Annotated in this window: 23 protein-coding genes; 6 read left to right on the forward strand and 17 right to left on the reverse strand. The window is 59.4% G+C overall.

Annotated elements, in window-relative coordinates; translation table 11 throughout:
• Positions 1-14: 14 nt before the first annotated feature.
• A complete protein-coding gene (locus tag T424_RS0102640) occupies positions 15-836 on the forward strand; it encodes an inositol monophosphatase family protein (protein ID WP_027486345.1) in 822 nt (273 codons plus the stop codon).
• 85 nt (positions 837-921) lie between these two features.
• Here the strand turns inward: T424_RS0102640 and purB are convergent, their stop codons facing one another.
• The 6 genes from purB to T424_RS0102670 all read right to left on the reverse strand — a co-directional run bounded on the left by purB (position 922) and on the right by T424_RS0102670 (position 5527).
• The gene (gene purB / locus T424_RS0102645) at positions 922-2223 is read right to left on the reverse strand and encodes an adenylosuccinate lyase (RefSeq protein ID WP_027486346.1); all 1302 of its coding nucleotides are present in this window, start codon (positions 2221-2223) and stop codon (positions 922-924) included.
• A complete protein-coding gene (locus T424_RS23135; protein ID WP_269076419.1) occupies positions 2220-2354 on the reverse strand; it encodes a hypothetical protein in 135 nt (44 codons plus the stop codon). Before T424_RS23135 ends, purB begins: the two co-directional genes overlap by 4 nt.
• Positions 2355-2387: 33 nt before the next feature.
• On the reverse strand, positions 2388-2870 hold the full coding sequence (locus T424_RS20000; RefSeq protein WP_051558742.1) for a hypothetical protein: 483 nt from the start codon (positions 2868-2870) through the stop codon (positions 2388-2390).
• Positions 2871-2877: 7 nt separating this feature from the next.
• Positions 2878-3612, reverse strand: coding sequence for a DUF2259 domain-containing protein (locus tag T424_RS0102660; RefSeq protein ID WP_051558743.1), 735 nt, complete (start codon positions 3610-3612; stop codon positions 2878-2880).
• Complete coding sequence (gene rpe, locus T424_RS0102665) at positions 3609-4286, reverse strand: ribulose-phosphate 3-epimerase (protein WP_027486348.1); 678 nt, start codon at positions 4284-4286, stop codon at positions 3609-3611. The genes T424_RS0102660 and rpe overlap by 4 nt, the downstream gene beginning before the upstream one ends.
• 185 nt (positions 4287-4471) lie before the next feature.
• The gene (locus T424_RS0102670) at positions 4472-5527 is read right to left on the reverse strand and encodes a branched-chain amino acid ABC transporter substrate-binding protein (protein ID WP_027486349.1); all 1056 of its coding nucleotides are present in this window, start codon (positions 5525-5527) and stop codon (positions 4472-4474) included.
• Between the two features lie 99 nt (positions 5528-5626).
• Here T424_RS0102670 and T424_RS0102680 point away from each other — a divergent pair, with 99 nt between their 5' ends.
• A complete protein-coding gene (locus T424_RS0102680) occupies positions 5627-5992 on the forward strand; it encodes a TfoX/Sxy family protein (RefSeq protein WP_027486350.1) in 366 nt (121 codons plus the stop codon).
• Between the two features lie 78 nt (positions 5993-6070).
• On the opposite strand, the gene T424_RS20005 is transcribed toward T424_RS0102680, so the two are convergent.
• From T424_RS20005 to T424_RS22765, 6 genes are all read right to left on the reverse strand, one after another.
• Positions 6071-6469: an NUDIX domain-containing protein gene (locus tag T424_RS20005; protein ID WP_037066421.1), complete on the reverse strand. Its 399-nt coding sequence runs from the start codon at positions 6467-6469 to the stop codon at positions 6071-6073.
• A gap of 2 nt (positions 6470-6471) precedes the next feature.
• Positions 6472-7974, reverse strand: coding sequence for a DEAD/DEAH box helicase (locus T424_RS0102690; RefSeq protein WP_027486351.1), 1503 nt, complete (start codon positions 7972-7974; stop codon positions 6472-6474).
• Positions 7975-8151: 177 nt separating this feature from the next.
• Positions 8152-9342, reverse strand: a complete 1191-nt coding sequence (locus T424_RS0102695) for a peptidoglycan DD-metalloendopeptidase family protein (RefSeq protein ID WP_027486352.1) — start codon at positions 9340-9342, stop codon at positions 8152-8154.
• Positions 9343-9511: 169 nt separating this feature from the next.
• On the reverse strand, positions 9512-10336 hold the full coding sequence (locus tag T424_RS0102700) for a ferritin-like domain-containing protein (protein WP_027486353.1): 825 nt from the start codon (positions 10334-10336) through the stop codon (positions 9512-9514).
• 7 nt (positions 10337-10343) lie between these two features.
• A complete protein-coding gene (locus T424_RS0102705) occupies positions 10344-10811 on the reverse strand; it encodes a peroxiredoxin (protein ID WP_027486354.1) in 468 nt (155 codons plus the stop codon).
• Between the two features lie 4 nt (positions 10812-10815).
• Complete coding sequence (locus T424_RS22765) at positions 10816-11223, reverse strand: hypothetical protein (RefSeq protein WP_161712509.1); 408 nt, start codon at positions 11221-11223, stop codon at positions 10816-10818.
• A 27-nt stretch (positions 11224-11250) separates the two neighbouring features.
• Between T424_RS22765 and T424_RS0102710 the strand changes: the two genes are divergently transcribed.
• Complete coding sequence (locus tag T424_RS0102710; RefSeq protein ID WP_161712511.1) at positions 11251-14511, forward strand: YhdP family protein; 3261 nt, start codon at positions 11251-11253, stop codon at positions 14509-14511.
• A gap of 240 nt (positions 14512-14751) precedes the next feature.
• On the opposite strand, the gene T424_RS20010 is transcribed toward T424_RS0102710, so the two are convergent.
• From T424_RS20010 to T424_RS0102730, 4 genes are all read right to left on the reverse strand, one after another.
• Positions 14752-15687 (reverse strand): DUF2865 domain-containing protein, encoded by a 936-nt coding sequence (locus T424_RS20010; RefSeq protein WP_161712513.1) that lies wholly within the window; start codon positions 15685-15687, stop codon positions 14752-14754.
• Positions 15688-15941: 254 nt separating this feature from the next.
• On the reverse strand, positions 15942-16589 hold the full coding sequence (locus T424_RS0102720) for an acyl-homoserine-lactone synthase (protein WP_027486356.1): 648 nt from the start codon (positions 16587-16589) through the stop codon (positions 15942-15944).
• Positions 16590-16694: 105 nt separating this feature from the next.
• Positions 16695-17588, reverse strand: a complete 894-nt coding sequence (locus T424_RS21665; protein WP_051558745.1) for a helix-turn-helix transcriptional regulator — start codon at positions 17586-17588, stop codon at positions 16695-16697.
• 186 nt (positions 17589-17774) lie between these two features.
• A complete protein-coding gene (locus tag T424_RS0102730; protein WP_051558746.1) occupies positions 17775-18761 on the reverse strand; it encodes a hypothetical protein in 987 nt (328 codons plus the stop codon).
• A 113-nt stretch (positions 18762-18874) separates the two neighbouring features.
• On the opposite strand from T424_RS0102730, the gene T424_RS0102735 reads away from it, so the two are divergent.
• The 3 genes from T424_RS0102735 (at position 18875) to T424_RS0102745 (ending at position 21355) form a co-directional block, all read left to right on the forward strand.
• Positions 18875-19459, forward strand: coding sequence for a nitroreductase family protein (locus T424_RS0102735; protein WP_027486358.1), 585 nt, complete (start codon positions 18875-18877; stop codon positions 19457-19459).
• Entirely contained in the window at positions 19459-20064 is a 606-nt protein-coding gene (locus T424_RS0102740) for a flavin reductase family protein (protein WP_027486359.1), read from the forward strand. Before T424_RS0102735 ends, T424_RS0102740 begins: the two co-directional genes overlap by 1 nt.
• Before the next feature lie 151 nt (positions 20065-20215).
• Positions 20216-21355, forward strand: a complete 1140-nt coding sequence (locus T424_RS0102745) for a DUF2336 domain-containing protein (protein ID WP_027486360.1) — start codon at positions 20216-20218, stop codon at positions 21353-21355.
• Positions 21356-21413: 58 nt separating this feature from the next.
• Here the strand turns inward: T424_RS0102745 and T424_RS20020 are convergent, their stop codons facing one another.
• The gene (locus T424_RS20020) at positions 21414-21806 is read right to left on the reverse strand and encodes a hypothetical protein (protein ID WP_245269394.1); all 393 of its coding nucleotides are present in this window, start codon (positions 21804-21806) and stop codon (positions 21414-21416) included.
• Positions 21807-22261 lie beyond the last annotated feature (455 nt).

A 22261-nucleotide genomic window follows, 5' to 3' on the forward strand; every position in this document is an offset into this window, starting at 1 on the left:
TGAAAGGATCATCCATGGAAACGCTCGACATCGCCGCATTGGCCAATCTGCTGCAAGAGGCGGCGGTGCAGGAAATCCTTCCGCGTTTTCGCAATCTGGGCGAGGGTGACGTGCGCGTGAAAACCGAGGCGATCGACCTTGTTACGGAAGCCGACGAGGCAGCCGAACGGGTGATCCGCGCTGGCATCGAACAAGTGATGCCCGAGGCCTTGTTTCTCGGTGAAGAGGCCGTGGCCGCCGATCCGGCGCTCCTCGACAGGTTACAGGATGCCGATCTTGCCGTGATTGTCGATCCGATCGACGGAACCTTCAATTTTGCCGCTGGCCTCACGCTTTTTGGCGTCATGCTCGCCGTGGTCCGCAAGGGAGAAACCGTGGCGGGCCTGATCTATGATCCGATCGGCAATGATTGGGCGATTGCGGAAAAGGGCAGCGGCGCCTGGATGTGCAAGGCGAATGGCGAACAGGAGCAGATGAATGTGCTGCCCGCGCCTGAGCTTTCGCAAATGATCGGCATTGCCAATACCGGCTTTTTCGATGTGGAAACCCGCCGCCGCATTCTGAACAATCTGGCCGATGTGCGGCTTTTCACCAGCTACCGCTGTGCAGCGCATGAATACCGCGTGCTGGCGCAGGGACATCTGCATTTCGGCATGTATAACAAGCTGATGCCCTGGGACCATCTGGCTGGTGCGCTGCTGATGCAGGAGGCAGGCGCCCATGTGGCCCGTTTCGACGGCTCGGCCTATCTGCCGCATCACACCACCGGCGGTCTGCTGGTCGCGCCCGACAAGGCCTCGTGGCAGGAGCTGCGTGAAAAGATTTTCACGGTCTGAAGGGAAGGGTGCCGGGCATTTCCCGGCAAAGCGTGCGAAATCAAAAAACCCGGTGAAGAGGCTTCACCGGGTGAATTTCTAACAATCAGCCAAACACGCGTTTGAAAATGGTATCGACATGTTTGGTGTGGTAGCCAAGGTCGAACTTCTCGCGAATGGCCTCTTCGCTCAGCGCGTTGCGCACTTCCGCATCGGCCAGCAATTCCTCCAGGAAGTCCTTGCCCTGTTCCCACACTTTCATCGCGTTGCGCTGGACCAGACGGTAGGCGTCTTCACGTGAGGTTCCGGCCTGCGTCAGCGCCAGAAGCACGCGCTGCGAATGCACCAGCCCGCGGAACTTGTTGAGGTTGGCCAGCATGTTGTCCGGATAGATCACCAGCTTTTCGATGACGCCTGCCAGGCGGTTCAGGGCAAAATCCAGCGTGATGGTCGTGTCCGGGCCGATGCCGCGTTCCACGCTGGAATGGCTGATGTCGCGCTCATGCCAGAGGGCGACATTTTCCATGGCGGGCGTAACGGCCATGCGCACCAGACGCGCAAGGCCCGTCAGGTTTTCCGTCAGAACCGGATTGCGCTTGTGCGGCATGGCGGAGGAACCCTTCTGGCCGGGGGAGAAGAACTCCTCGGCTTCCAGAACTTCCGTGCGCTGCATATGGCGGATTTCGATGGCGACGTTTTCGATCGAGGATGCGATCACGCCAAGGGTCGCGAAGAACATGGCGTGACGATCACGCGGGATGACCTGCGTGGAAATGGTTTCCGGCGCAAGGCCAAGCTTGGCGCAGACATGTTCTTCCACGCGCGGATCGATGTTGGCAAAGGTGCCGACGGCGCCCGAAATGGCACCCGTTGCCACTTCGGCGCGAGCGGCCTGAAGGCGGTCGCGGTTGCGCTTCATTTCCGCATAGAAGCGGGCGAAGGTCAGGCCCATGGTGGTAGGCTCGGCATGAATGCCATGGCTGCGGCCGATGCGGATCGTGTCCTTGTGTTCGAAGGCGCGCGTCTTCAGCGCGTTCAACACGCGGTCCATGTCATTGAGCAGCAGGTCTGCGGCGCGCACGAGCTGGATGTTGAAGGTCGTGTCCAGCACGTCCGAAGACGTCATGCCCTGATGGACGAAGCGGCTATCGGGGCCGATGAACTCGGCAAGATGCGTGAGAAAGGCAATGACGTCGTGCTTGGTGACGGCCTCGATCTCATCGATGCGGGCAACGTTAAACTCCGCAGCGCCGCCCTTCTCCCAGATGGTGCGGGCCGATTCCTTCGGGATGACGCCGAGATCGGCCAGCGCGTCGCAGGCATGGGCCTCGATCTCGAACCAGATGCGGAATTTGGTTTCGGGGGACCATATGGCGACCATTTCGGGCCGGGAGTAGCGCGGGATCATGAGCCTAACTTTCCTGCATAAATCCAAGGCATGTCGCGCAAGGCCATGAGCTGGCTTTGCAAGCGCGGCATGAGCGAAACATAGAGCTGAAGCGTGATGATAACCGGCTGGTCAGCCGCATCGCGCTTCATCTTCGGCCCCCTTAGCAAACATGGGGCAATGGTTCAACGCCGCGCGAGAAACAAGCTGGCCATAATGGCCATGAACGGTCCGCATGGCAGAAAATAGCGGCTGCCAAGCACGGCGAACTGATAAAAGGCAGAGGCCGAGGTGAAGGTGAATTGATAAAGCCAGAGCCGCGTGCCGAAGGGGCCGTGCCATTGCGCGTAAAACAGACGGTATTGCAAAACGAAGAGCGTGGCCGTAGCCAGCGCCGTCATCAGCAGAAGCGAAAGCAGGGCCGCCGCAAAATGCGAATCCCTCGGCAGCAGCAAGGATGCCAGATGTATCAGCGGCATTGCAAGCAACCAGCCCAGAAGCCCGCCAACCGCATAGAGCGTGACGATGCCAGGGAGAACGCCATCGCCAAGCCGGCCGAGATGCGCCAGTGTCACGAAGCTGGAAAGCGCCATGGCAATGGCCCATGCGCCGCTGCCGCCAAACCAGAGGCGCCAGGGCGGGATGACGCGAGCAAAGCGCCGTTTCATCACCTGATCAGGGCTTTATCGGAACCGCGAGCCAGCGCCCGTCGGATCCGTCGGAGGCAGGATTCATGACCAGCACCAGGGCAATCTGCACCATGGCGCCGCCGGGGATCTGGTAGGTAACAACGCCACCCAGCCGGTAGCCGATGGGGCAGCGGCGGCTGGCCGGGACATGCCCATCCTCGTAAACAACCTTATCCTGCTTCTGCCCGGAAATTTGCGTCATGCGCAGGCGAAAACCCTTGATGGTCTGCACCTGCTCCTTGCACGCTGCCGGTGCGCCTTCGTCCAGCTCTTCCAGCGTCACCGTATTGGCTTCACCCGCGCCGGGCTGGCTGGCGCGCAGGCGATAGGTAATGCTGTGCGGATCGCTATTGACCTCGCTTGCCGGATTGAATGCCACGAGTTCGCCCGGATGGTCGAGAAGCCCGCGCTCCTGAACGATTTTTGCGACCTGATCGGCGGCCTGCTTGCGAATGGCGGAAACGGTCGCCTTGTCGTCATCGCCGCGCTGGCGAACCGGCGTGTCGGGCAGGAAGGTATTGTTGTTGAGATCGATGGCGTAAATGGTGGAATAGGGAATATTCGTGCCGGTCTGAACTCCGAATTCCTCGAACGCAAAGACAGAGCCATCTGCGGCAAAGCCGATTGGGCGCACGGCGGCAATATCGCCTGCAAAGGCGGGAAGGCCCGCCGCACAGGCGGCGGCTGCCAGAATGAAACGGCGAAGCCGGACTGCGATCACGCGCGACCTCCTTCGGCGGCAGCGCGAATGGCGCTGACCGTCTTGCGATAGGCGTCCACGCCGTCACCCTTGTAGACCGCTGAGCCTGCCACCAGCACATTGGCGCCAGCCTTCGTCACGATCGGCGCGGTATCCACCGTGATGCCGCCATCCACCTCCAGCGCGATGTCGCGGTTGCCGATCAAGGCGTGCGCCTGGGCGATCTTGGCGGCGGCAGAGGGAATGAAGCTTTGGCCGCCAAAACCGGGATTGACGCTCATGATAAGGATCAGGTCCACATCGTCGATCACGTTTTCCAGCACGGAAACAGGCGTGGCAGGATTAAGCGAAACACCCGCCTTCTTGCCCAGTGCGCGAATGGTTTGCAGCGACCTGTGCAGGTGCGGGCCGGCCTCGGCGTGAACGGTGATGTAATCGCAGCCCGCATCGGCAAAGGCGGCCAGATAAGGGTCGGCCGGGGCAATCATCAGGTGGCAGTCGAAAACGGCCTTGGTCAGCGGACGCAGCGCCTTGATGATGGCCGGGCCGAAAGAGATATTCGGCACGAAATGTCCATCCATCACATCCAGATGCACCCATTCGGCACCGGCTTCCACCACATCCACCACTTCCTGTCCAAGCTTGGCGAAATTGGCGGCGAGGATAGAGGGGGCAATCAGCAGCGGACGGTTCATGGGCGCGGATACTCCTGGCACGGCATTTTCGGGCTCCATAGCATTCCGCGAAGGAAGCGACAACTGTCACCAACGGCAGACCCGGCTTTGCACTGCGTGTTTTCAAACCATTGAATTGGGTGAATTGTGCGGCGAGGCAAATGATTTTTGCCAATCACCGCCAATTGCGACGCCGCACGGCCGTTTCACGGGCTGGCCGCCTGAAATGCGCCATTGCGCCATTGCAAAAGCCTGTAGGGATTTTCGCTCAATTCATGCGCAGGCGTGAACCCGATCTTGCCGATGACCGTGTCGATGCTCACATTGGTGATGGATTGTGCCAAAGGCCTGCTATCCGCGCCCACGGCCGCCAGAAACTCTATTGCCGCAAAGGCAGGCAGGGCGTAGCCATCGGGCTCGGTGCCAAGCTGCCGAACGGCCTGGGCTGCGGGCAAGGCGGCCTCGTCCTTCGCATAATCGGGTATCGTTACGGCCTCAACGCCATCGGCAAGCGGCACGGGCCTGTCCACCGCCTTCAGCGAATCGCCCCCCAAAAGGGAAAGCGGAATATTTTCCGCTGCCGCATCACGGGCAATGATGGCCACATCGCTGCGGTCGCCGCCGATGAAAACATGCGTTGCGCCGGTCTTTTGCAGGCGCCGCACCAGCGCAATCTGGTTTTCCTGCCCCGGACGGTAGGTGTCGGTGAAAACCGGCTTCATGCCGCGCTCTTCCAATGGTGCGCGGATGGCATCCACCAGTTCTCGCCCACGGATGGTTCCATCGTCGATCAACGCGAAGGCAGAGCCGGTCCAGCGCGTCAAAATGACATCGACAAGTTTTTCGCTTTCGGCCTTGCCGGAGGGCGCCATGCGAAAAAGCGGCCAGCCCTTCTTCAAGGCGTCTTCCATGATCGTCGCCCAGCGCACCGACAAGGTCAACATGGGAATGGTTTGCGCGCCAAGCGGCGGCGCTGCGGTTTCGAGTGTTTCGCTGCACAAAAAGCCAATGGCGGCATCGACCTTGGCGGCGGAAAGCTTTTCGGCGATGGATACACCGCTACCGGCCTCACAGCTCTCATCCACAAAGGTGAGCGACACGCCCTTTTGTTGTGCCGAAGCCTCGGCGCCCGCCCTGATCTGCTGGCCCAGCAGGCCGTAAGGTCCGTCCTTTGGCGCAACCACGCCAATCGTCAGTGCCTCGGCCTGAGCGGCGGCGAAGAAAATAGAAAAGGAAAGGCAGAGCGGCGCTGTAAACTTCATGGGCATCCGGATATTTGACTTTCCGCTCCAACTGGTAACGATACACCATCCTTCGCAAATGCCGGTAAAAATGGCAAATCAGGAAATGCAGGCGGGCTCATGAATAATCAGGAAATCGAAGAGATATTCGCAACCGCCAGGCCAATCTCCATTCGCCGCATGTTTGGTGGCAAGGGCATTTACAGCGATGGCGCCATTATTGCGCTTTACCTCTTCGATGAGATTCTCCTGAAGGCAGATGCCGAAACTGCACCGGAATTTGCCGCCCATGGTGCAAGGCAATGGACATATGAGCGGCCCGGCGGCAAGCGCGTTGCCATGCCCTACTGGTCTGTGCCGGACAGCGCTTTCGACGATCCGGATGAAATGGCGAAATGGGTGAACCTCGCCTGCGAGGCGGGAAGGCGAGCCTTCCTCGGACGTTCAGCGAAGAAAGGCAAGACTGTCGCGGGTGAACACGGATAAAGGTTCCGGCAGGGCGTCGAGCGCGAACCAACCAAACTCCCGCTGCATAATTTCTTAAATCGGAATCGATTCAAGAAATTATGCAGCGGATTTAAAGTGATACAGCGTCCTTTGTGCGTTTGATAAACGCACGGCGCTGTATTGCTTTTCAGGCTCTGCCAATCGCGGCTCGCCCTCCGTTTCTGAGGTCTTGTAAATCATCGAGATCCAGTGCTGCCCGTCCGCAGGGATGATTTGCTCCATCACGGTCACAAATTCCAGCGTGCCAATGATTAGCCCGCTTTCTTCCACTGCCTCGCGCCGTGCAGCCTGCTCCGCGCCTTCGAACAGGTCCACCTTGCCGCCGACGATGTTCCAGAAACCGGCTTCGGGGGCCTTCCTGCGTTTGTAGAGAAGAATCTTTTCATTTCGCAAGATAGCGAGACCGACGCCAAGTCCGGGAAAGTCGGTTCCCGGACGTCCTGTCTGGTCGGACATGGTTACGCCTTGGCGTTGGCAACGATCAGCATGAAAGCCGGAATGTCGTCACCGAAGCCAACCGGCGTCGGGCCGTCATCGTGATCGCGGTAATGGCGGCGGCGCTCGCGGTTATCGTCATTGGCCGCATGGCTGGAGCGATTGTCGCGATTGTTCTGAGGCTGGCGCCGTTCGGTCCTGCGGTCCTGTTTCACGCTTTCCACCTTTTCTGTGGCGGGTTCGGAAGCAGTTTCGCTTGCGGATTCCACCTGTTTTGGCTCCTCACGGCTGGCCTTGCGGCTGCCGCGATCCCTTTCCCGTCCGCTTTCGCGGGATTTACCCTTGCCCTTGCCGCGACGCTCTTCCTTGTCGCCCTCAGCCGGTTCCGGCAGGGCGGAGAGATCACCCGCCAGCCACTCGATCTTTTCGCCGATCAGCTTTTCAATGGCGTCGAGGAACTTGGTATCCTTGCGGGTGACGATGGAAAACGCGCTGCCGGAGCGTCCGGCGCGGCCGGTGCGGCCGATGCGGTGAACATAATCTTCAGCGTGGATGGGTAGGTCGAAGTTGAACACATGGCTGACATCGGGAATGTCCAGACCACGCGCCGCCACATCCGAAGCCACCAGCAGCTTGATATTGTTGTCCTTGAAATTGGCCAGCATGGTCGTGCGCGAACGCTGGTCCATGTCGCCATGCAGCGCACCGACCGAAAAGCCGTGACGGTCGAGCGAACGGAACAGATCCGCCACATCCTTCTTGCGATTACAGAAGATGATGGCGTTCTTCAACTCGTCCTGCGCGCGGATGAGATCGCGCAGCACGGCGCGCTTGTCCCAGTCCTTGTTTTGCGAGGCAACGAGGCGCTGCGTAACCGTCTTGGCGGTAGAGGAGGGCGGCGCTACCTCGATCCGCTCGGGGTTTTGCAGGAAGCGATCGGCCAGCTTCTGGATTTCCGGCGGCATGGTTGCGGAGAAAAACAGCGTCTGGCGCGTGAAGGGAATAAGCTTGGCGATGCGTTCAATGTCGGGGATGAAGCCCATGTCGAGCATCCGGTCTGCCTCGTCGATCACGAGGATTTCCACGCCCGTCATCAGAAGCTTGCCGCGTTCGCAGTGATCGAGCAGGCGGCCTGGCGTGCAGATCAGCACGTCGGCGCCACGCTCAAGCTTGCGGTCCTGTTCATCGAAGGATACGCCGCCGATGAGAAGTGCGATGTTGAGTTTGTGGTTCTTGCCGTATTTCTCGAAATTCTCGGCGACCTGTGCTGCCAGTTCGCGCGTCGGCTCCAGAATGAGCGTGCGCGGCATTCGTGCCCTGGCGCGCCCTTTTTCCAGAAGGGTTAGCATGGGCAGAACGAAAGAGGCGGTCTTTCCGGTGCCTGTTTGCGCAATGCCGCAAATATCACGCCGTTGCAGGGCCGGCGGAATGGCGCCAGCCTGAATGGGCGTGGGGATGTTGTAGCCGGCATCGGCAACGGCAGAAAGAACTTTTTGGCTCAGGCCAAGATCAGCGAAGGTCGTCAAAGGGAAATATTTTCCGTTCCGTTCTTGCGAACTCAAGGTGACTCACCCGCGAACCGGGTGTTTACGCAAGCGCGGCATAGGCCTAAACCCACCGGAAGTCAAGGAAAGACGGCAAAGCAGCGCTATAAAGCTTAACGGAACGTCAGCTTATTGCCTATTCAAGCGCATTGCTTGGCATTACTCGATGATCGTGGCGAGTTTCAGGCCTGCCGCCACATAGCGCATGGGGTCAACGGCCACGCCGTTGCGGCGCACTTCATAATGGAGATGCGAGCCGGTGGAGCGGCCCGTGGAGCCAGCAAGGCCCACCGTGCCGCCCGTTTCCACCCTGTCGCCAACGCGCACCAGTATTTTCGACATGTGGCCGTAGCGGGTGGAAACGCCCTGGCCGTGGTCGATTTCCACCATATTGCCATAGCCGCCGGAATAGCCTGCGCTGACAACGGTTCCAGCGCCCGCAGCCTTGATCTCTCCGCCGGTCGGGGCGCGGAAATCCACGCCGGTATGCATGGCAAGGCGTCCCAGCAGCGGATCGGTGCGATTGCCGAAAGGGCTGGTGATCTCGGTGGTGGGAGCGGGATTGCTCAGCGGCATTCGCCGTGCCGTTTGCCGGGCGGCCTCCAGCCGTGAGAGCGCCGTGTCCAGCCCGTCCAGCGAGGTGTCGAAGCCGAGGTGCGGATCGGCATCGACAAGGGGCCCGCCTGCCGCATCCGCGCCCTGTTTTGGCGTATCGACCTTGAAGCCGGTGCGGCTCAATACGTCCTCGATCCGGGTGGCAACCCCGGAGGCGTCGGCGGTCAGTTCATGGATCCTGTCCATTTGCTGCTGCTCGATGGTTTTCAGCGAAAGCGTCACATTCTGAAAGGCACGGTCTGCTCTGTCTGCCGTCGTTTCGCCTGCTGCCGGAGATGTGGCTTGATCTTGCGGTAGCAGGCTGCTGCTTTGCTGGGGCGTCGAAAGCCCCGATTGGTCGGCGCGGTCCATCAGCGAGCCGAGCCTGCCGGTGCGCGATGAAAGCGCCATTTGCTGTTCGAGGAGTTTTTCGATCTTGTCTTCCACGACCTGCTGGTCGAGCAATTGCCGGGAGGTGACGCGATCCACCTGTGCCCTGAGCGCCGAAATGCGGTCTTCATAGGCATATTGCATCTGCGCCTGCCGGGCCATGGAGGCGCCGATCAGATTGTCACGCATGACCAGATAGGCGGTTGCGCCGAGATAGGCCGTTGCCGCAACGACGAGCGCACCGACGGCAAGCCCTGCCATCCACGGGCGAATGGTGATGTGGCGCACCCGTTCTCCGGAGGCGAGAATCAGCACATGCGGCGTCGTGGCCTTGCGGGCAAAACGTCCTTGTGCGGCCTTTTCCATCGGCATCTCTCCGGTTTTTCCCGGCGGCAGGGTGGGGTGCCGCGACACTCTCCGGCCTTCGCGCAGCAAAGCAGGCCGGAAAGGCTGAATGCGGACGAAGTGGAGTGATGCGATTACACTTAATTAAGGTTAATGCCCCGTTAAAATTGTGCCTTATAACTAAAGAATTTCAGGCATGGCTGATGGAGGAAAGGCTGCGATAGAAGGAGGGCGTCAGGCCCGCCTCGGCGCGGGCGACATCGTTGAAGGGCGCCTTTAGCTGGCCGCGAAAATTGCTTCGGACCAGCTCCTGGAAGGTGCGGGCGGGATCGCGCTTTTCCCGTGCGCAGAGAAAGCGGAACCACTTGGCGCCGATCGCGACATGGCCTTTCTCGTCTTCGTAAATGACCTTCAGCACGTCGGCGCTTTCGATGTCGCCGGTTTCGCGCATCTTTTCTTGCAGGGAAGGTGTTACATCCAGTCCGCGCGCTTCCAGAATAAGCGGCACGACGGCCAGCCGCGCGGTCAGATCGTTCCGGGTGGTGTGGGCAGCTTTCCACAACCCGTCATGGGCGGGCATGTCGCCATAATCGGCGCCAAGCGCGCGCAATCTGTCGCGCACCATGCCAAAATGCTTTGCCTCTTCGAAAGCCACCTGCATCCAGCCGTCAAAGAATGAATTCGGCACTGGTTCAGTGGCGAAACGCGCGACAATATCGAGTGCGAGATCAACGGCATTCAGCTCGATATGCGCCAGCGCGTGCAGCATGGCGATGCGGCCGGGCAGGGTGTGCACGGATCGCTTCTCCACCGCCTTTGGCGGCACAAGTTCCGGCTTCTCAGGCCGCCCCGGCCTGTCCGGCACAGGCGGATCGAGCGGGGATCGCAGTGAAAGCCGCCGCATCTGCCAGCGTCTTGCGCTTTCCTGGGCAAGTCGCGTTTTCAGATCGAGGTCGCCAGCGGCAATCGCCATGGTGGCGCCAGCGCGCAGCGATGGAATGTGTATATCGGTCATCTGGGTGCTAAAGCGCTTGCACGGCCTTCAGAACGGCCTCGGCATGGCCCGCCACCTTTACCTTGGGCCAGATTGCCGCGATCTTGCCATCCTTGCCGATGAGGAAAGTGGTCCGTTCAACGCCCATATATGTTTTTCCATACATGCTCTTTTCCTTCCAGACGCCATAGGCCTGAAGGGCCGACTTTTCCTCGTCGGAGGCAAGGATAACCGAAAGCCCGTGTTTGGCGGTGAATTTGTCGTGGGCTTTGACCGAATCAGGAGACAGGCCGATGACCACGGCACCGGCGGCGTTGAACTGCGGCAGAAGGCTGCTGAAATCCTTTGCCTCTGTCGTGCAGCCGCTGGTGTCGTCCTTGGGATAGAAATAGAGAACCACCGGCTTTCCCAGGTGCCCGTTCAGGCTAACCGTGCCGCCGCCGTCACGGGGAAGGGTGAAGTCTGGCGCTGTATCGCCAATCTGCAATTCAGCCATCGTGCTACCTTTCTTTTGCCGGTTTTCTGGTCCTATAAGGCTTTCGCGCGGCATGGCGCCCGCAGCCTTGGGGCGAAAGTGAAATCATCTTCGGGGTGTCCTTCTTTATCCGGTAATGGCCAGTCTTGGAATGGGGTAATTCCTGTTTGCAGACAAAGGCATTGGCCCCGGATGGAATGGTTTCGCCCGGATCCGATTCCGAATTTCGCCACCATGGTGTAGGCAGGGGCAGCCGGGTGAGAATCGCTGCGGTATTCGAAACGCCACGACCAGGAGAGATGGCCGGGACATGGGAGAAATCCGGGGCGAGAAAGTCCGATTTCGCAAAAAAGACCTGATTGCCCTGGAGAGCCTGCCCTCTTCGCAGGTCGATGACGCCTTGCTTGTGCACTGTCCACCCCCGCGCGGCCATGCGCATCGCCTGGTCCGTGCGTTAATCATGCTTTGCGGTCTGTTTGTGGTTCTGGCCGGTCTTCTGGTAGCGGCGGTGGAAAGCGGAACGCTTGACCGGATGCTGTCCACCGGGGCAGAGGCGGCGCTGCAATCGGCCATGGCACCGGGCATGAAGGCCGAACTGCAAGGCGCCTCCATCCGTTTTTCCCGGCATTACCAGCTTGCGCTGGCAGCCACTTCGGTCAGCATTTCGGATGAGGCAAGCGGCAAGCTTCTTTCCCGCACCGATACGGTAAAGCTGGTGGTGGATCCGCTGTCGCTGCTTTATGGCCGCCTCGTGGTGCGGGAAATCGAGGCGGAAGGCACGTCTTTCGATCCCGGTCTCTTCCCGCAGGGCGGAAAGACCGATCTTTCCGGCGTGAGAGTGGATGACGTTCCCGCATTTCAGCAGAAGCTTTTCCTTGTTCTCGACCAGTTGCGCGGCTTTATCGGCCGTGGTGGGCTGGACAGGCTGAGGCTGGATGGTATCCGTTTTTCCGCACGGGATAATATCGGCGAGCCCATCGCCGTCGGCGTCGATGATCTGGTGATGCTGCACCGCGCCGATGGGGTGCTTGCCATTCATGGCGCCATTTCCGTGAACGGCAAGGTCAGCCACCTCGCCGCCGAAACAACGGTGGATGGTGATCGCACCTCCTCGCTCGCGGCGACCATGACGGATCTGGAGCCCACCCCCTTCGTGCTGAAACGCCTGCCCAACGGGGTGCGGCGAGAGGGGGCCGATGCCCGTTTCAACATTGATTTCTATGCCAGCCGTGGCACGGCGGACCGCGCCCCGATGCTGGCGGCGCGGCTGCGCTCGGAAAAAGGCACGATCTATCTCGATGGCGATGCGCAGGAACTGACACATGCCGATCTCAACCTTGCCTATGACTTCGACAAGCTGACGCTGGAGATAAAGCCATCATCTCTTGATTTCGGCCCGATGCATCTGCCGCTGAGCGGCGGCGTGATCGATCTGGACCGCCTGCCGCAAGGTGAGGGTCTCGGCGCGGGTTATGGGCTGGATTTGATGGTGGAGGGCGGCACGGCGTCGATCATCGATTCCGGTGAACCGGCTTTTCCTTTTTCGATCAAGGCATTCGGCACATTCATTCATGCGAAAAAGGAGCTGAATGTAAGCCAGCTGACGGTACTGAGCCCGCATGGTTCCATGGAGGCCAATGTCAATGTGCTGTTTGGCGATCAGTCGCCGCAGGTCCGTTTTCATGGGCAAATCGCGCAGATGCGCACTTTGGCGGTCAAGCAGCTATGGCCTTTCTGGATGGCCACCAAGCCGCGCAACTGGGTGATGGCCAATCTCTATGGAGGCATGATTTCAAACGGCGTGATCGATGTTTTCATTCCGGCCGGGCGCATGAAATTCATCCCCACACCTCTCAATCTCGGCCCGGACGAATTGCGCATTCGCTTCGATATTGCCGATGCCCGGATGAATGTGACGGGCGAGATTCCGCCGATCCGCGACATGAGCGGACATTTCGACCTCAAGGGGCCGAAAATGCAGGTGAAGGTGGATGAGGGGACCTCCTATTTCTCCTCCGGCCGCAAGGTTCATATTTCCAACGGCCTGCTCGCCATTACCAATACCTATGCAAAGCCACTCATGGCCGATATTCGTCTGTCGCTGGACGGCGAGGCAGATGCCGTGGCGGAACTTGCCACCTTCAAGCCCATGGCGGCCTTGCAGAAGACGGAATTCGTGCCCGAGGATTTCGCGGGCGAGGTCAAGGCGGAAGTACAGCTTACCACCGGGCTGATAAACGACCAGAATCCGCCGCCTCCGGTGTGGAAGACCGACCTGCAACTGTCCAGGGTGGCGTTGAAGCGCCCCTTCATGGACCGTACCATTTCCGGTTTCGACGGAACCCTGTCGATCGATCCGCAGATTGCCGTTCTGGAGGGCAAGGCGGCGGTGGACGAGGTGCCGATGCAGATTTCCCTTCGCCAGCCGATTGCCAAGGATTCTGCCCTGTCGCCTGAGTGGACGGTCAAGGCGCGCTTGAGCAATGCCGATCGCAACAAGCTGGCGCCGGGGCTGGACATGCTGGTCAACGGTCCGGTGGACATTGAAATATCGCGGCTGGATGAAAAGCGCCAGCTCGTGAAGGTGGATCTGTCGTCTACCACGCTTTCCGTGCCGTGGATGGGCTGGAGCAAGGGCAGCGGCATTGCAGCCAAGGCCAGCCTCGAAATCACCCCGCAGGGCAATGGCGTTCAAAGCCTCGATAAATTCCAGCTTGCCGGAGATGGATTTGGCGCGGCCGGCAAGCTCGTGGTTTCGAAAAGCGGGCTCGTTTCCGCCGATCTCGACAAGGTGCGGCTGGCCAGCGCCGATGATTTCGCGGTTGGCGTGCAGATGAACAAGGGAATTGCCGCCATCCGGATCAGCGGCGCCATGCTGGACGGCAGGCCGCTGTTCAAGAAGCTGAAATCCTCCGGCACGTCCAGTCCGGGCAGTGGCGGAAAGTCGGACGACATCGACCTCAAGGTCGATCTCGACAAGATCCTCGGCTTCAATGACGAGATGCTTGCTGGCGTGCGGCTGGTTTATGGCACGCGCAACGACAAGACCACGGCGCTCAATCTTTCCGGCGTGACCGATAGCGGCCAGGCGCTGGTGGTGCAGACGGATGTGACCGGCAATGAGCCGGTGATGTCGGTGATCTCCGGCGATGCGGGCGATGTGGCCCGGCTGGCGGATATTTACAGCCATATGCGTGGTGGTTTGCTGGATCTGAAGATACGCGGCTCGTTAGGGAAGAACTGGGCCGGAAATCTGGATCTGCGTAATTTCAGGGTCGAAAACGAAGACCGCTTGCAAAAGATCGTTTCGACACCGGCAGGCGATGACGGGCGCAGTCTCAACAGTGCCGTGCGCAAGGATGTAGACGTCAGTTCCCAGAAGTTCCAGCGCGCCTTTGCGCGGATTGTCTATCGCGATGGCGTGTTGAGCACGCAAAATGGCGTGGTGCGGGGCGAACAGGTCGGGGCAACATTCCAGGGTGTCCTGAAGGATGCTGCGGGCCACATGGAAATGACGGGAACCTTCATGCCCGCCTATGGCCTGAACCGGCTGTTTGCCGAAGTGCCGGTCATCGGCTCCATCCTTGGCAATGGCCGGGACCGTGGCCTGCTTGGCATTACGTTCAAGTTGACGGGCGTGATCGATTCACCGCGCCTGACAGTCAATCCGCTTTCGCTGATAGCGCCCGGCGTTTTCCGGCAGATATTCGAGTTTCAGTAGGAAAGCAGGGAGCAGGGCTCGGCGAGCCCTAATGCGTTTCGCGATCTTTCAGGCTCGCTCCTGGCGCTTTAAGTTATTGTTTTGTCGCATGTCGTTATCGCAAAGCCGATGCACACTTTTGCGCGACATACTTTAGAGCGGTTCATTGTTTCACGAAAACATTGAACCGCTCTAGCTATTTGTTTTTACGCATTTTCAGACGGAAAACCGGCTTCTACTTTTCCTGAAAATGCTCTAGTGTCATTGCTGGACTGGTTGCGGGCCATTTCCTGCTGGATTTTTAAGATCGATGCCGCCGCTTTCGCCGGGCATGAATTTCGGACCCACTTGCCTTACCTTGTCATTTGCCGGATCATAGGGGCGCTCGTTCGCTTCCGGCTTTGGGAGGGGAGCGTTGCCGGACGCAGGCGCCGTGCTGGTAATGACGGTTTGGGCAGGCGTTGGACCTGCTGCACAGCTGCAACTGTTGCGCGGGCCGGTGCCGGCATTTCTATAGGCGAAGGCAAAGGGCATATCCCGGTATGCGCGACCGGTCGAGGCCGAAACCATGTCTGCTGCTTCCTGAGTGAGCAGGGCGTGGTAGTAAAGCTCCGTGCTGGCGCCGGGGCATTGCTTCTGGCACTGGGCGGCATCATTGGCGAAATTGGCTGGCGTGGCGTAGGCGGAAATCGGAAAAAACGAGCCATCGCAGGTGCGCACGCACATGGTGCGGTAGCCCGGCTGGTCTGGGCGCTGAGCGCCATTTTCCGGATAGGCCGGGGCTGTGAAGGGGCGATCCGGCTCTCCGGCAGATGTGGTTTCTTCGGCAGCCGGGTCCTGATCGCACTGGTTTTGCTGCAAGGCCGCCAAAAGCTCGCGGCGGCGCGGATTGAGGCCGCCGGATGCGCCGATTTCCTGTCTTTTACGGAGCAGATCCTGTTTATTGGCCTCCATGGACTTCACGGTCGTCGCAAGATCGTCACAGACATTGCGCCCGCTCTCATCGATGACGCTGACGCTTTGCGAACAGCCAATGCGCATCATGTTCTGGCGGGTCTTGCGAATTTCGAAGTCTTGCCGGGTAATGGCCGAGGCATAGGACCGGCTTTCCTCAGGATTGCCGATGACGATGGAGGTCTGCGCCAGCTCGGCACGGATGGCCTCACAGATCTCGCTGGCCATGACTGGTGCGGCCATGATTGTGCTGCTTGCAGCCAGCAGTCCGAAAACAGGCAAATATACAAGGCGCATGGCAACCCATCTATCGAAACGGTTTATGCCGCGGGGGCAGCGATTCGTGGGGTACTTAAGCATGTCGCACAAAAGTGTGCAGCGGTTTTGTGATAACGACATGCCTGGAAAAGAGCATGTCGCACAAAAGTGTGCAGCGGTTTTGTGGTGACGACATGCCTCAAAGGAAGCATGTCGCCAAATTCAGAGGGCGTGAGCGGTCAAGCGGCCCTTTGTGCGGCATCCAGCGAAAGCGCGGCCGGCAACAGCTTTCCCTCAATCCTGGCGACCTGCTTCATCGTTGCGAGCAGCGTTTCGCTAACCTCCCAGGCAAGCGCAACGGCATCCACAGAGCCGATGCGGCAAGGCGCGGCAATGCGCTGGCCGGGACATCCCATACGCCGGAACATGCGTTCCAGAAAAACATCCGTAACGGTGACGATATGGCTGAGGCCGGAGGCGAGGCCCATTTCACCCACCCCACACATAAGCTCGGCGGCGGTGAGGGTGATCTGGTTCGAGGACCGGTCAAGTGAAATATCCGGATCGATGCAGAAGCGACTGGATTCCCAGATGGCGGCACTGCGGATTTCGCCACCCTCGCCAAGCAGCACCGGAAAGGTATCCGCCAGCATGTTTGGCCCCAGCGTTGGCAGCAGTCGAAGCGAGCCCTGAAGCTTGCCGGTGGCAGGCTCGATGCAGAGCAGGTAAAGCGGGTTTGCGTTGTCGAACGCATCGATTTCCATATCATCGCGCAAGGTCACGTCCCATCGCAGGAGGTCGTGAAAAACACGTTTGCGCAGGCGGAACATCGCGGCCATTTCGGCCTGATTGTCCGCCTTGTTGGTCATGTTTATGATCTTCAGCATTTCGATTATCCCTTTCAGAACTGGATAACCGAAGATTGCATAGTGCTGTGTTCTAATTAAACTGACGGTAGCGACAGTGGCGGGAACGATGTTCCGGTTGCAGAGTCATGTCATGCGCGTTGAAATGAGGCCAAGCGAAATGGCCTTGGCAACGGCTTGCGTGTTTGAAACGGCATCCAGCTTGGTGCGGACATTTGCCATGAAGTAACGGACGGTCCGCTCGCGAATGCCGAGAATAACGGCTATTTCCCAGTAACTCTTGCCCGCAGCCGTCCAGTCCAGCGCCTCCCTCTCTCGGGGTGTCAACCTTGGCAGCGCAATGCAGCGTCTGTGGTCCGAAGCGGTCTTAGCAGCAAGGGCGTGGAATTTTCCTGCAAGTCTGTAGAGGTCTCGGTCATAAATACGTCTTAGCTGACGCCATTGCTCAGGGGCCGCAGAGGAGGCAATGACAAAAAGGGCGCTATAACCATCATGGGCCAATAACGGATAGCAGGTTGCTTGGAGATCGGTATGGGTGTCGAGCAAGGCTTGTCGGAACAGAAAGATTTGCCGCCGATCGATGGCCTCGGCACCGGCGAGGGTGGGACATTCCTGGAGTAGGCGCGGGGCGCAATGGCCGCCATGAAATGCCACGGGGCTGTCGTGGAGAATTGGCTGCCATCGTTCTCTTACCTCTTCCAGCTCTTCGAGGTTCACGGGGTCGAGTGCATGGCTGCACAGGGCAAAAATCTGCGCAAGCATATCTGCCCCAAGTGCCATCGCAGCCGTCCGCAGTGGTGCGGGAAGATTATGATGGAACTGGCGAAGAATGAGGGGGCGGGATGTGGCGGGTTTGCCGGGGCAGGGCATCAGGTGGGGGAACTTCAGGCAGGCGTCAATATACAGACAGCCGGAAAGACGGTAGCTTGCCGTTATCTTCTTTAGAAACTGATCTGGATTGAGCGGTCTTGTATCCTCAAGCCAGTCCAGAAGGTCGAAATAGCCAGGTGTATTGCCCATCCACCTCCCCACAGGTCTCGCGGGAAACATGTTTCAGGGTGTGTTTGGAAAGTCTATGCAATTATCCGAATATTAAGTGGTATTTTCGATTTCATGCAATAATGGACGTGTTTTACTGCCCAGGATGCACATAAGTGATGAAGTGAATAAAAGACGTGCGCGGTTTTTGAAAGCCTCGCTTGCGCGTCAATTGGTATCGAACGTAGCGTTTTGCTGCGCTGCCTGCTGACTGTCTCTGAGCAGCAGCTCCACATCCGCATCGGCGCCTGCCTTGACGGAAAATTCCCGCTGATAGATCCGGTCCTTGTTGCGGGCCACGGCGGTATACTGCCCCTCGGAGAGGACCATGACGGGATAGGCGCTGACACTTTCTGCCACCGGGTCGCCGGAAGCGCTGAAAATCGACCAAGCGGTATCGGCGATAGCTTCCGCACCATGTTCGGAAACGAGCTTGAAGGTAATTTGCGCGGCGCGGTGCTGGATGGTCGCTTCGGTAAGTTTGCCTGCCTCGACCTTTATGTCGGCCCGGACCACCGAGTTCACGTTGCCGTATTCGGAGACCACGTGATAGGTGCCGGTGTTGAGGCTGACGATGGTGTTGGGCTCGACATTATCCATCACAAGGCTGCGATTGGTGTCGTCCTGGCTGTCGCCGGCATAGATCTTGAACTTCACACTGCCGCTTCGAATGCGAATATCGCTGCCTGAAACGGCGTTCAGCACCATGCCACCCGCATCCAGCACAAGTGTTTGCACGGGAATATCGCCCTGTTCGGCAATCTCCAGCTTCTTGGTAATCCCGGCCCGGCCAAGGGAAACGTTCACGAAATAGCTGCCGGGCGCCAATTGCAGTTCCGCCGATCCACCTTCGCTGCTGGCAATCAGCGGCAGCTTGCCATCCGCGCCGGTTTGCGGGCTGAACACCCGCCAGCGCAGGCCCTTCTGCACGGGTGCACCATCGGCCGTGAGCTTGGCCTGCAATGTGACGATCCGGGCCGAGGGCATATGTGGAGCAGGAAGCTTCGGTGAGAAGGCGTTGAGCTTCGGCATTTTTGTCGGGCTTTCCAGCTGCCGAAAGGTCTTGAATGCATCTTCCGCCCGCGCGGGCAGCCCGGCCATGATCACGCCGAGTGTGATGGCTGTCAGCAGACGCGGAAATAAAAAAGATGTCATCAGCACAGGAAACCGATTCAATTCGCAGGTCCATGGCAGTAGAACCGGATTGCCATGGCAATTTCAAGGCCCGGTCGCGCCTGCGATGGGGACACAGGAAGAAGGTTCGCAGAATGTATGAGAATATAACGCTTATGGACTATCTGGCCACGCGCCGCTCCGTTCCTGCCTTCCAGATGTGCGAACCGGGGCCGGACAAGGATGTGCTCGACGCCATTCTTTCTCTTGCCGTTCGCGTGCCCGATCATGGCAAGCTGGCGCCCTGGCGCTTCATCGTGTATCGCGGCGGTGTCCGTGCCGAGATCAGCCAGGCGTTGTTGACGCTCGCGCTGGAGAAAAATCCCTCGCTCAGCGAGGACATGATCCAGGTCGAGCGCACCCGGCTTACCCGTGCGCCAGTTGTGGTGGCGGTGATCAGCCGGGCAGGGCCGCATGTGAAAATTCCCGAGTGGGAGCAGGTCATGTCTGCGGGGGCGGTGTGCCTCAACCTGTTGATGGCGGCCAATGCCCATGGATATGTGGCGAATTGGCTGACCGAATGGTTCGCCTTCGACGAGCGGGCCTTTCCCGTGCTGGGCGTGGAGCCGGGCGAAAAGGTTGCAGGCTTCATCCACATGGGGTCCACCACCTTCCCGATCACCGAACGGCCCCGGCCGGACTTGAAAGAGGTGGTGCGCTACATGGGTGAGGGCGAGTGATGTTCTACGATACGCAAGCCAATAACCACGGGTTGGCGCATGATCCTTTCAAGGCCATCGTCTCGCCGCGCCCCATTGGCTGGATCGGCACCAGGGCGGCGGATGGCAGCCTCAACCTTGCGCCCTATTCCTTTTTTTCCGCCGTCTCCGACCAGCCGAAAATGGTGATGTTTTCCTCCAGTGGACGCAAGGATAGCCTGCGAAATGTCGAGGAAACAGGTTGCTTCACCACCAGTTTCGTCGGCGAAGAACTGGTATCCCAGATGAACGACACCTCCGCCCCCTTCGATCACGGGGTAAGTGAATTCGATTGGGCGGGGCTTGAGGCTGAGATGGGGACGCTGGTTGCCGCTCCTTTCGTGGCGCGCGCCATGGCGGTGCTGGAATGCCGCGTGACGAACATCCTCAATCTGGCCGGTGTGGACGGGGCGGTGTCGGACAGTTTTGCCGTCTTCGGCCAGGTCGTCGGCATTCATATTGCCGAACAGGCGCTCCGCAACGGGCGCTTCGATGTCACCCTCGCAAAGCCCGTTTCACGTCTGGGCTACATGGATTACGCGACCGTTACGCAGGTGTTTGAAATGTCGCGCCCAACGCGCAAATAAGCTGGCCCGCATCTTCTGCTGCTTCGGTTCGCCATATGGTTAAGGCATATGGTGAACCAATCTTAAACCATTTGTCGGTATGGTCTTTTGCAGCAAATGAGCTGCCATCGAAGAGGGCCGCTGGCGGGCTGTTTAAGGTTAGGGGTACGCAGTGCTGATCAGTGCATATGTGAGCTGGGCTGGAACGGCAAAGGCCTGCGAGCGGGCAGATGCTGCCCGCGCCTTTGCCCAGGCCTATGTGGATTGCCAGCTTTCCCCCGACGAACGGCAGGCCGTGCTTGCGGTCATGGTCTGCCAACTGGATGATCCGTCTCCCAAGGTACGACAGGCGCTGGCGGATGTCATGGCATCTGCCCGGCAGGCGCCGCGCTCCATCTTGTTCGCCCTCGCCGAGGATCAGCCCGACATTGCCGCCCGCATTCTTTTGTTATCGCCCGCGCTGACGGATGACGATCTGGTGGAACTGGCGGGTTGCGGCGACAGCTATCGGCGGGCTTTGATTGCCGCCCGTCCGGGGCTGACCGTGCCAGTTTCGGCCGCTCTCAGCGAAATTGGCGATATGACGGAAATTCTTGTTCTCCTCGAAAACCAGCACGCCCAGATTGCCCCCTTCAGTCTGACCCGTATGGCGGAACGGCTCGGTGAAGAGCAGTCTGTTCGGGGCGCGCTGCTGGCGCGCCAGGACCTTCCCGCCCAGGCCCGCCATCTTCTTGTGCGGCATGTGGCAGAGGCATTTTCGGCATCCAGCCTGCTGCGTCTGTCGCTGGGCGAGGCCAAGAGCCGCAAGGTTTGCGAAGAGTTGGGCTGGCAGGCGGCAGCCGTCATTGCAGGGCAGGTGGATTATTCCGAAATGCCCGCGCTGGTGGATGACATGCGCCGCGCCGGGCAGTTGACGCCTGCATTCCTCATGCGGCTTCTCTGCCGGGGGCAGGCCGACATTTTTGCAGTCGCGCTCGAAATGCTGAGTGGTCTGGAAGAACGGCGGGTGCGTTCCATACTGGCCAGTGGGCGCCATCATGCGGTAAAGGCGCTGATGCAGGCGGCAGGTCTTGAACACGGCATCGCGCCGCTGTTTGCCGAGGCTGTAATGCTGTGGCGCGACGCGGTGAGGGTGGTGCCGGAAGTCGCCTTTGGCGAGATCTGCGAAGGCCTGCTCGCGCGCGGGGAGCGGCTGGCATCCACGCCCGACGCGCTGGCACTGCTGACGCTGGTGGAAACCATGCGCCGCGAGGATGAAAGACGAGGCCTGCGGCTGCGCGCGCATGATTTTCTGCTGGAGACCGCAGCCTGAGCTGGCGCGCACAGGCACGGATCGATATTTGCCCTTGCGTGAGCGAAGGCAGAAAATTTCAGGTTCCGTCGAGCTTTTTTGCCACCCAGGTATAGGTGTCGGTGACAACGTGGAGCGGTGCGGCGAAGACCATTCTTACATCTGCCCGTCCGGGAATGACCTCACGGATATAACCCATGGCACGGGTGGCGAGCGAGCGCTTTTCCGCTTCAGCCAGTGGTTTGGGTGTTTGTGCCGGTGCGGGTGCAGGCGCGCTTTTGGTGCTGGGCGCCTCTGCGCTTTCCTGCTTCTGGCAGACAGCGACGACGCTTGGATATTTGACGTTCGAAAACTGGCTCAATACTTTTTCCGAATCGCCATTGCACATTTCCAGGTTCACCCAATGCTGGTCGGCGGTGGCAATATATTGGCATTGGCTTACACTGTCATTGCAGCCCAATATGGTCATCATGATCAATGCTGCTTGCATGTCTTGGCCTTTCGTGGTGGTCGCCCGCATCTTGCAAGAATGCCGGAACCGGTTTTGCCTGCGCCGTCGCGCAAGATAGAGCATTTCCAGAAAAAGTGTAGCCGTGGTCCGTGGTGTGGAAATTCGTAAAAACAAAGGGTTGGAATTGCGCCGATGGAGCAGCCGCACTCCGCGACGAAAGGATTTTCGAGCGGGATAGCTTCAATCGCCCCATATACATTGCAAGGATAAATGAAGAGACCGCCGCCTGGCGGTATTTTTATGGCAATTCCTTCGCCATTGGCGGGTGTTTTTCGGCCAAGACCAGGGCGCATGGCTTGGCGCGGCTTTCAAAACATGAAAAAGAGGAGCTTTGCGAAAGCCGTGCTGTCGGCCCGGACCCTGCCAAGCGGTTGCGGCTTCGCTCGACGGCAGATAAAAATCGAGTGCGTCCGGGT

This window comes from Allorhizobium undicola ORS 992 = ATCC 700741, from assembly GCF_000621665.1.
Classification (GTDB): domain Bacteria; phylum Pseudomonadota; class Alphaproteobacteria; order Rhizobiales; family Rhizobiaceae; genus Allorhizobium; species Allorhizobium undicola.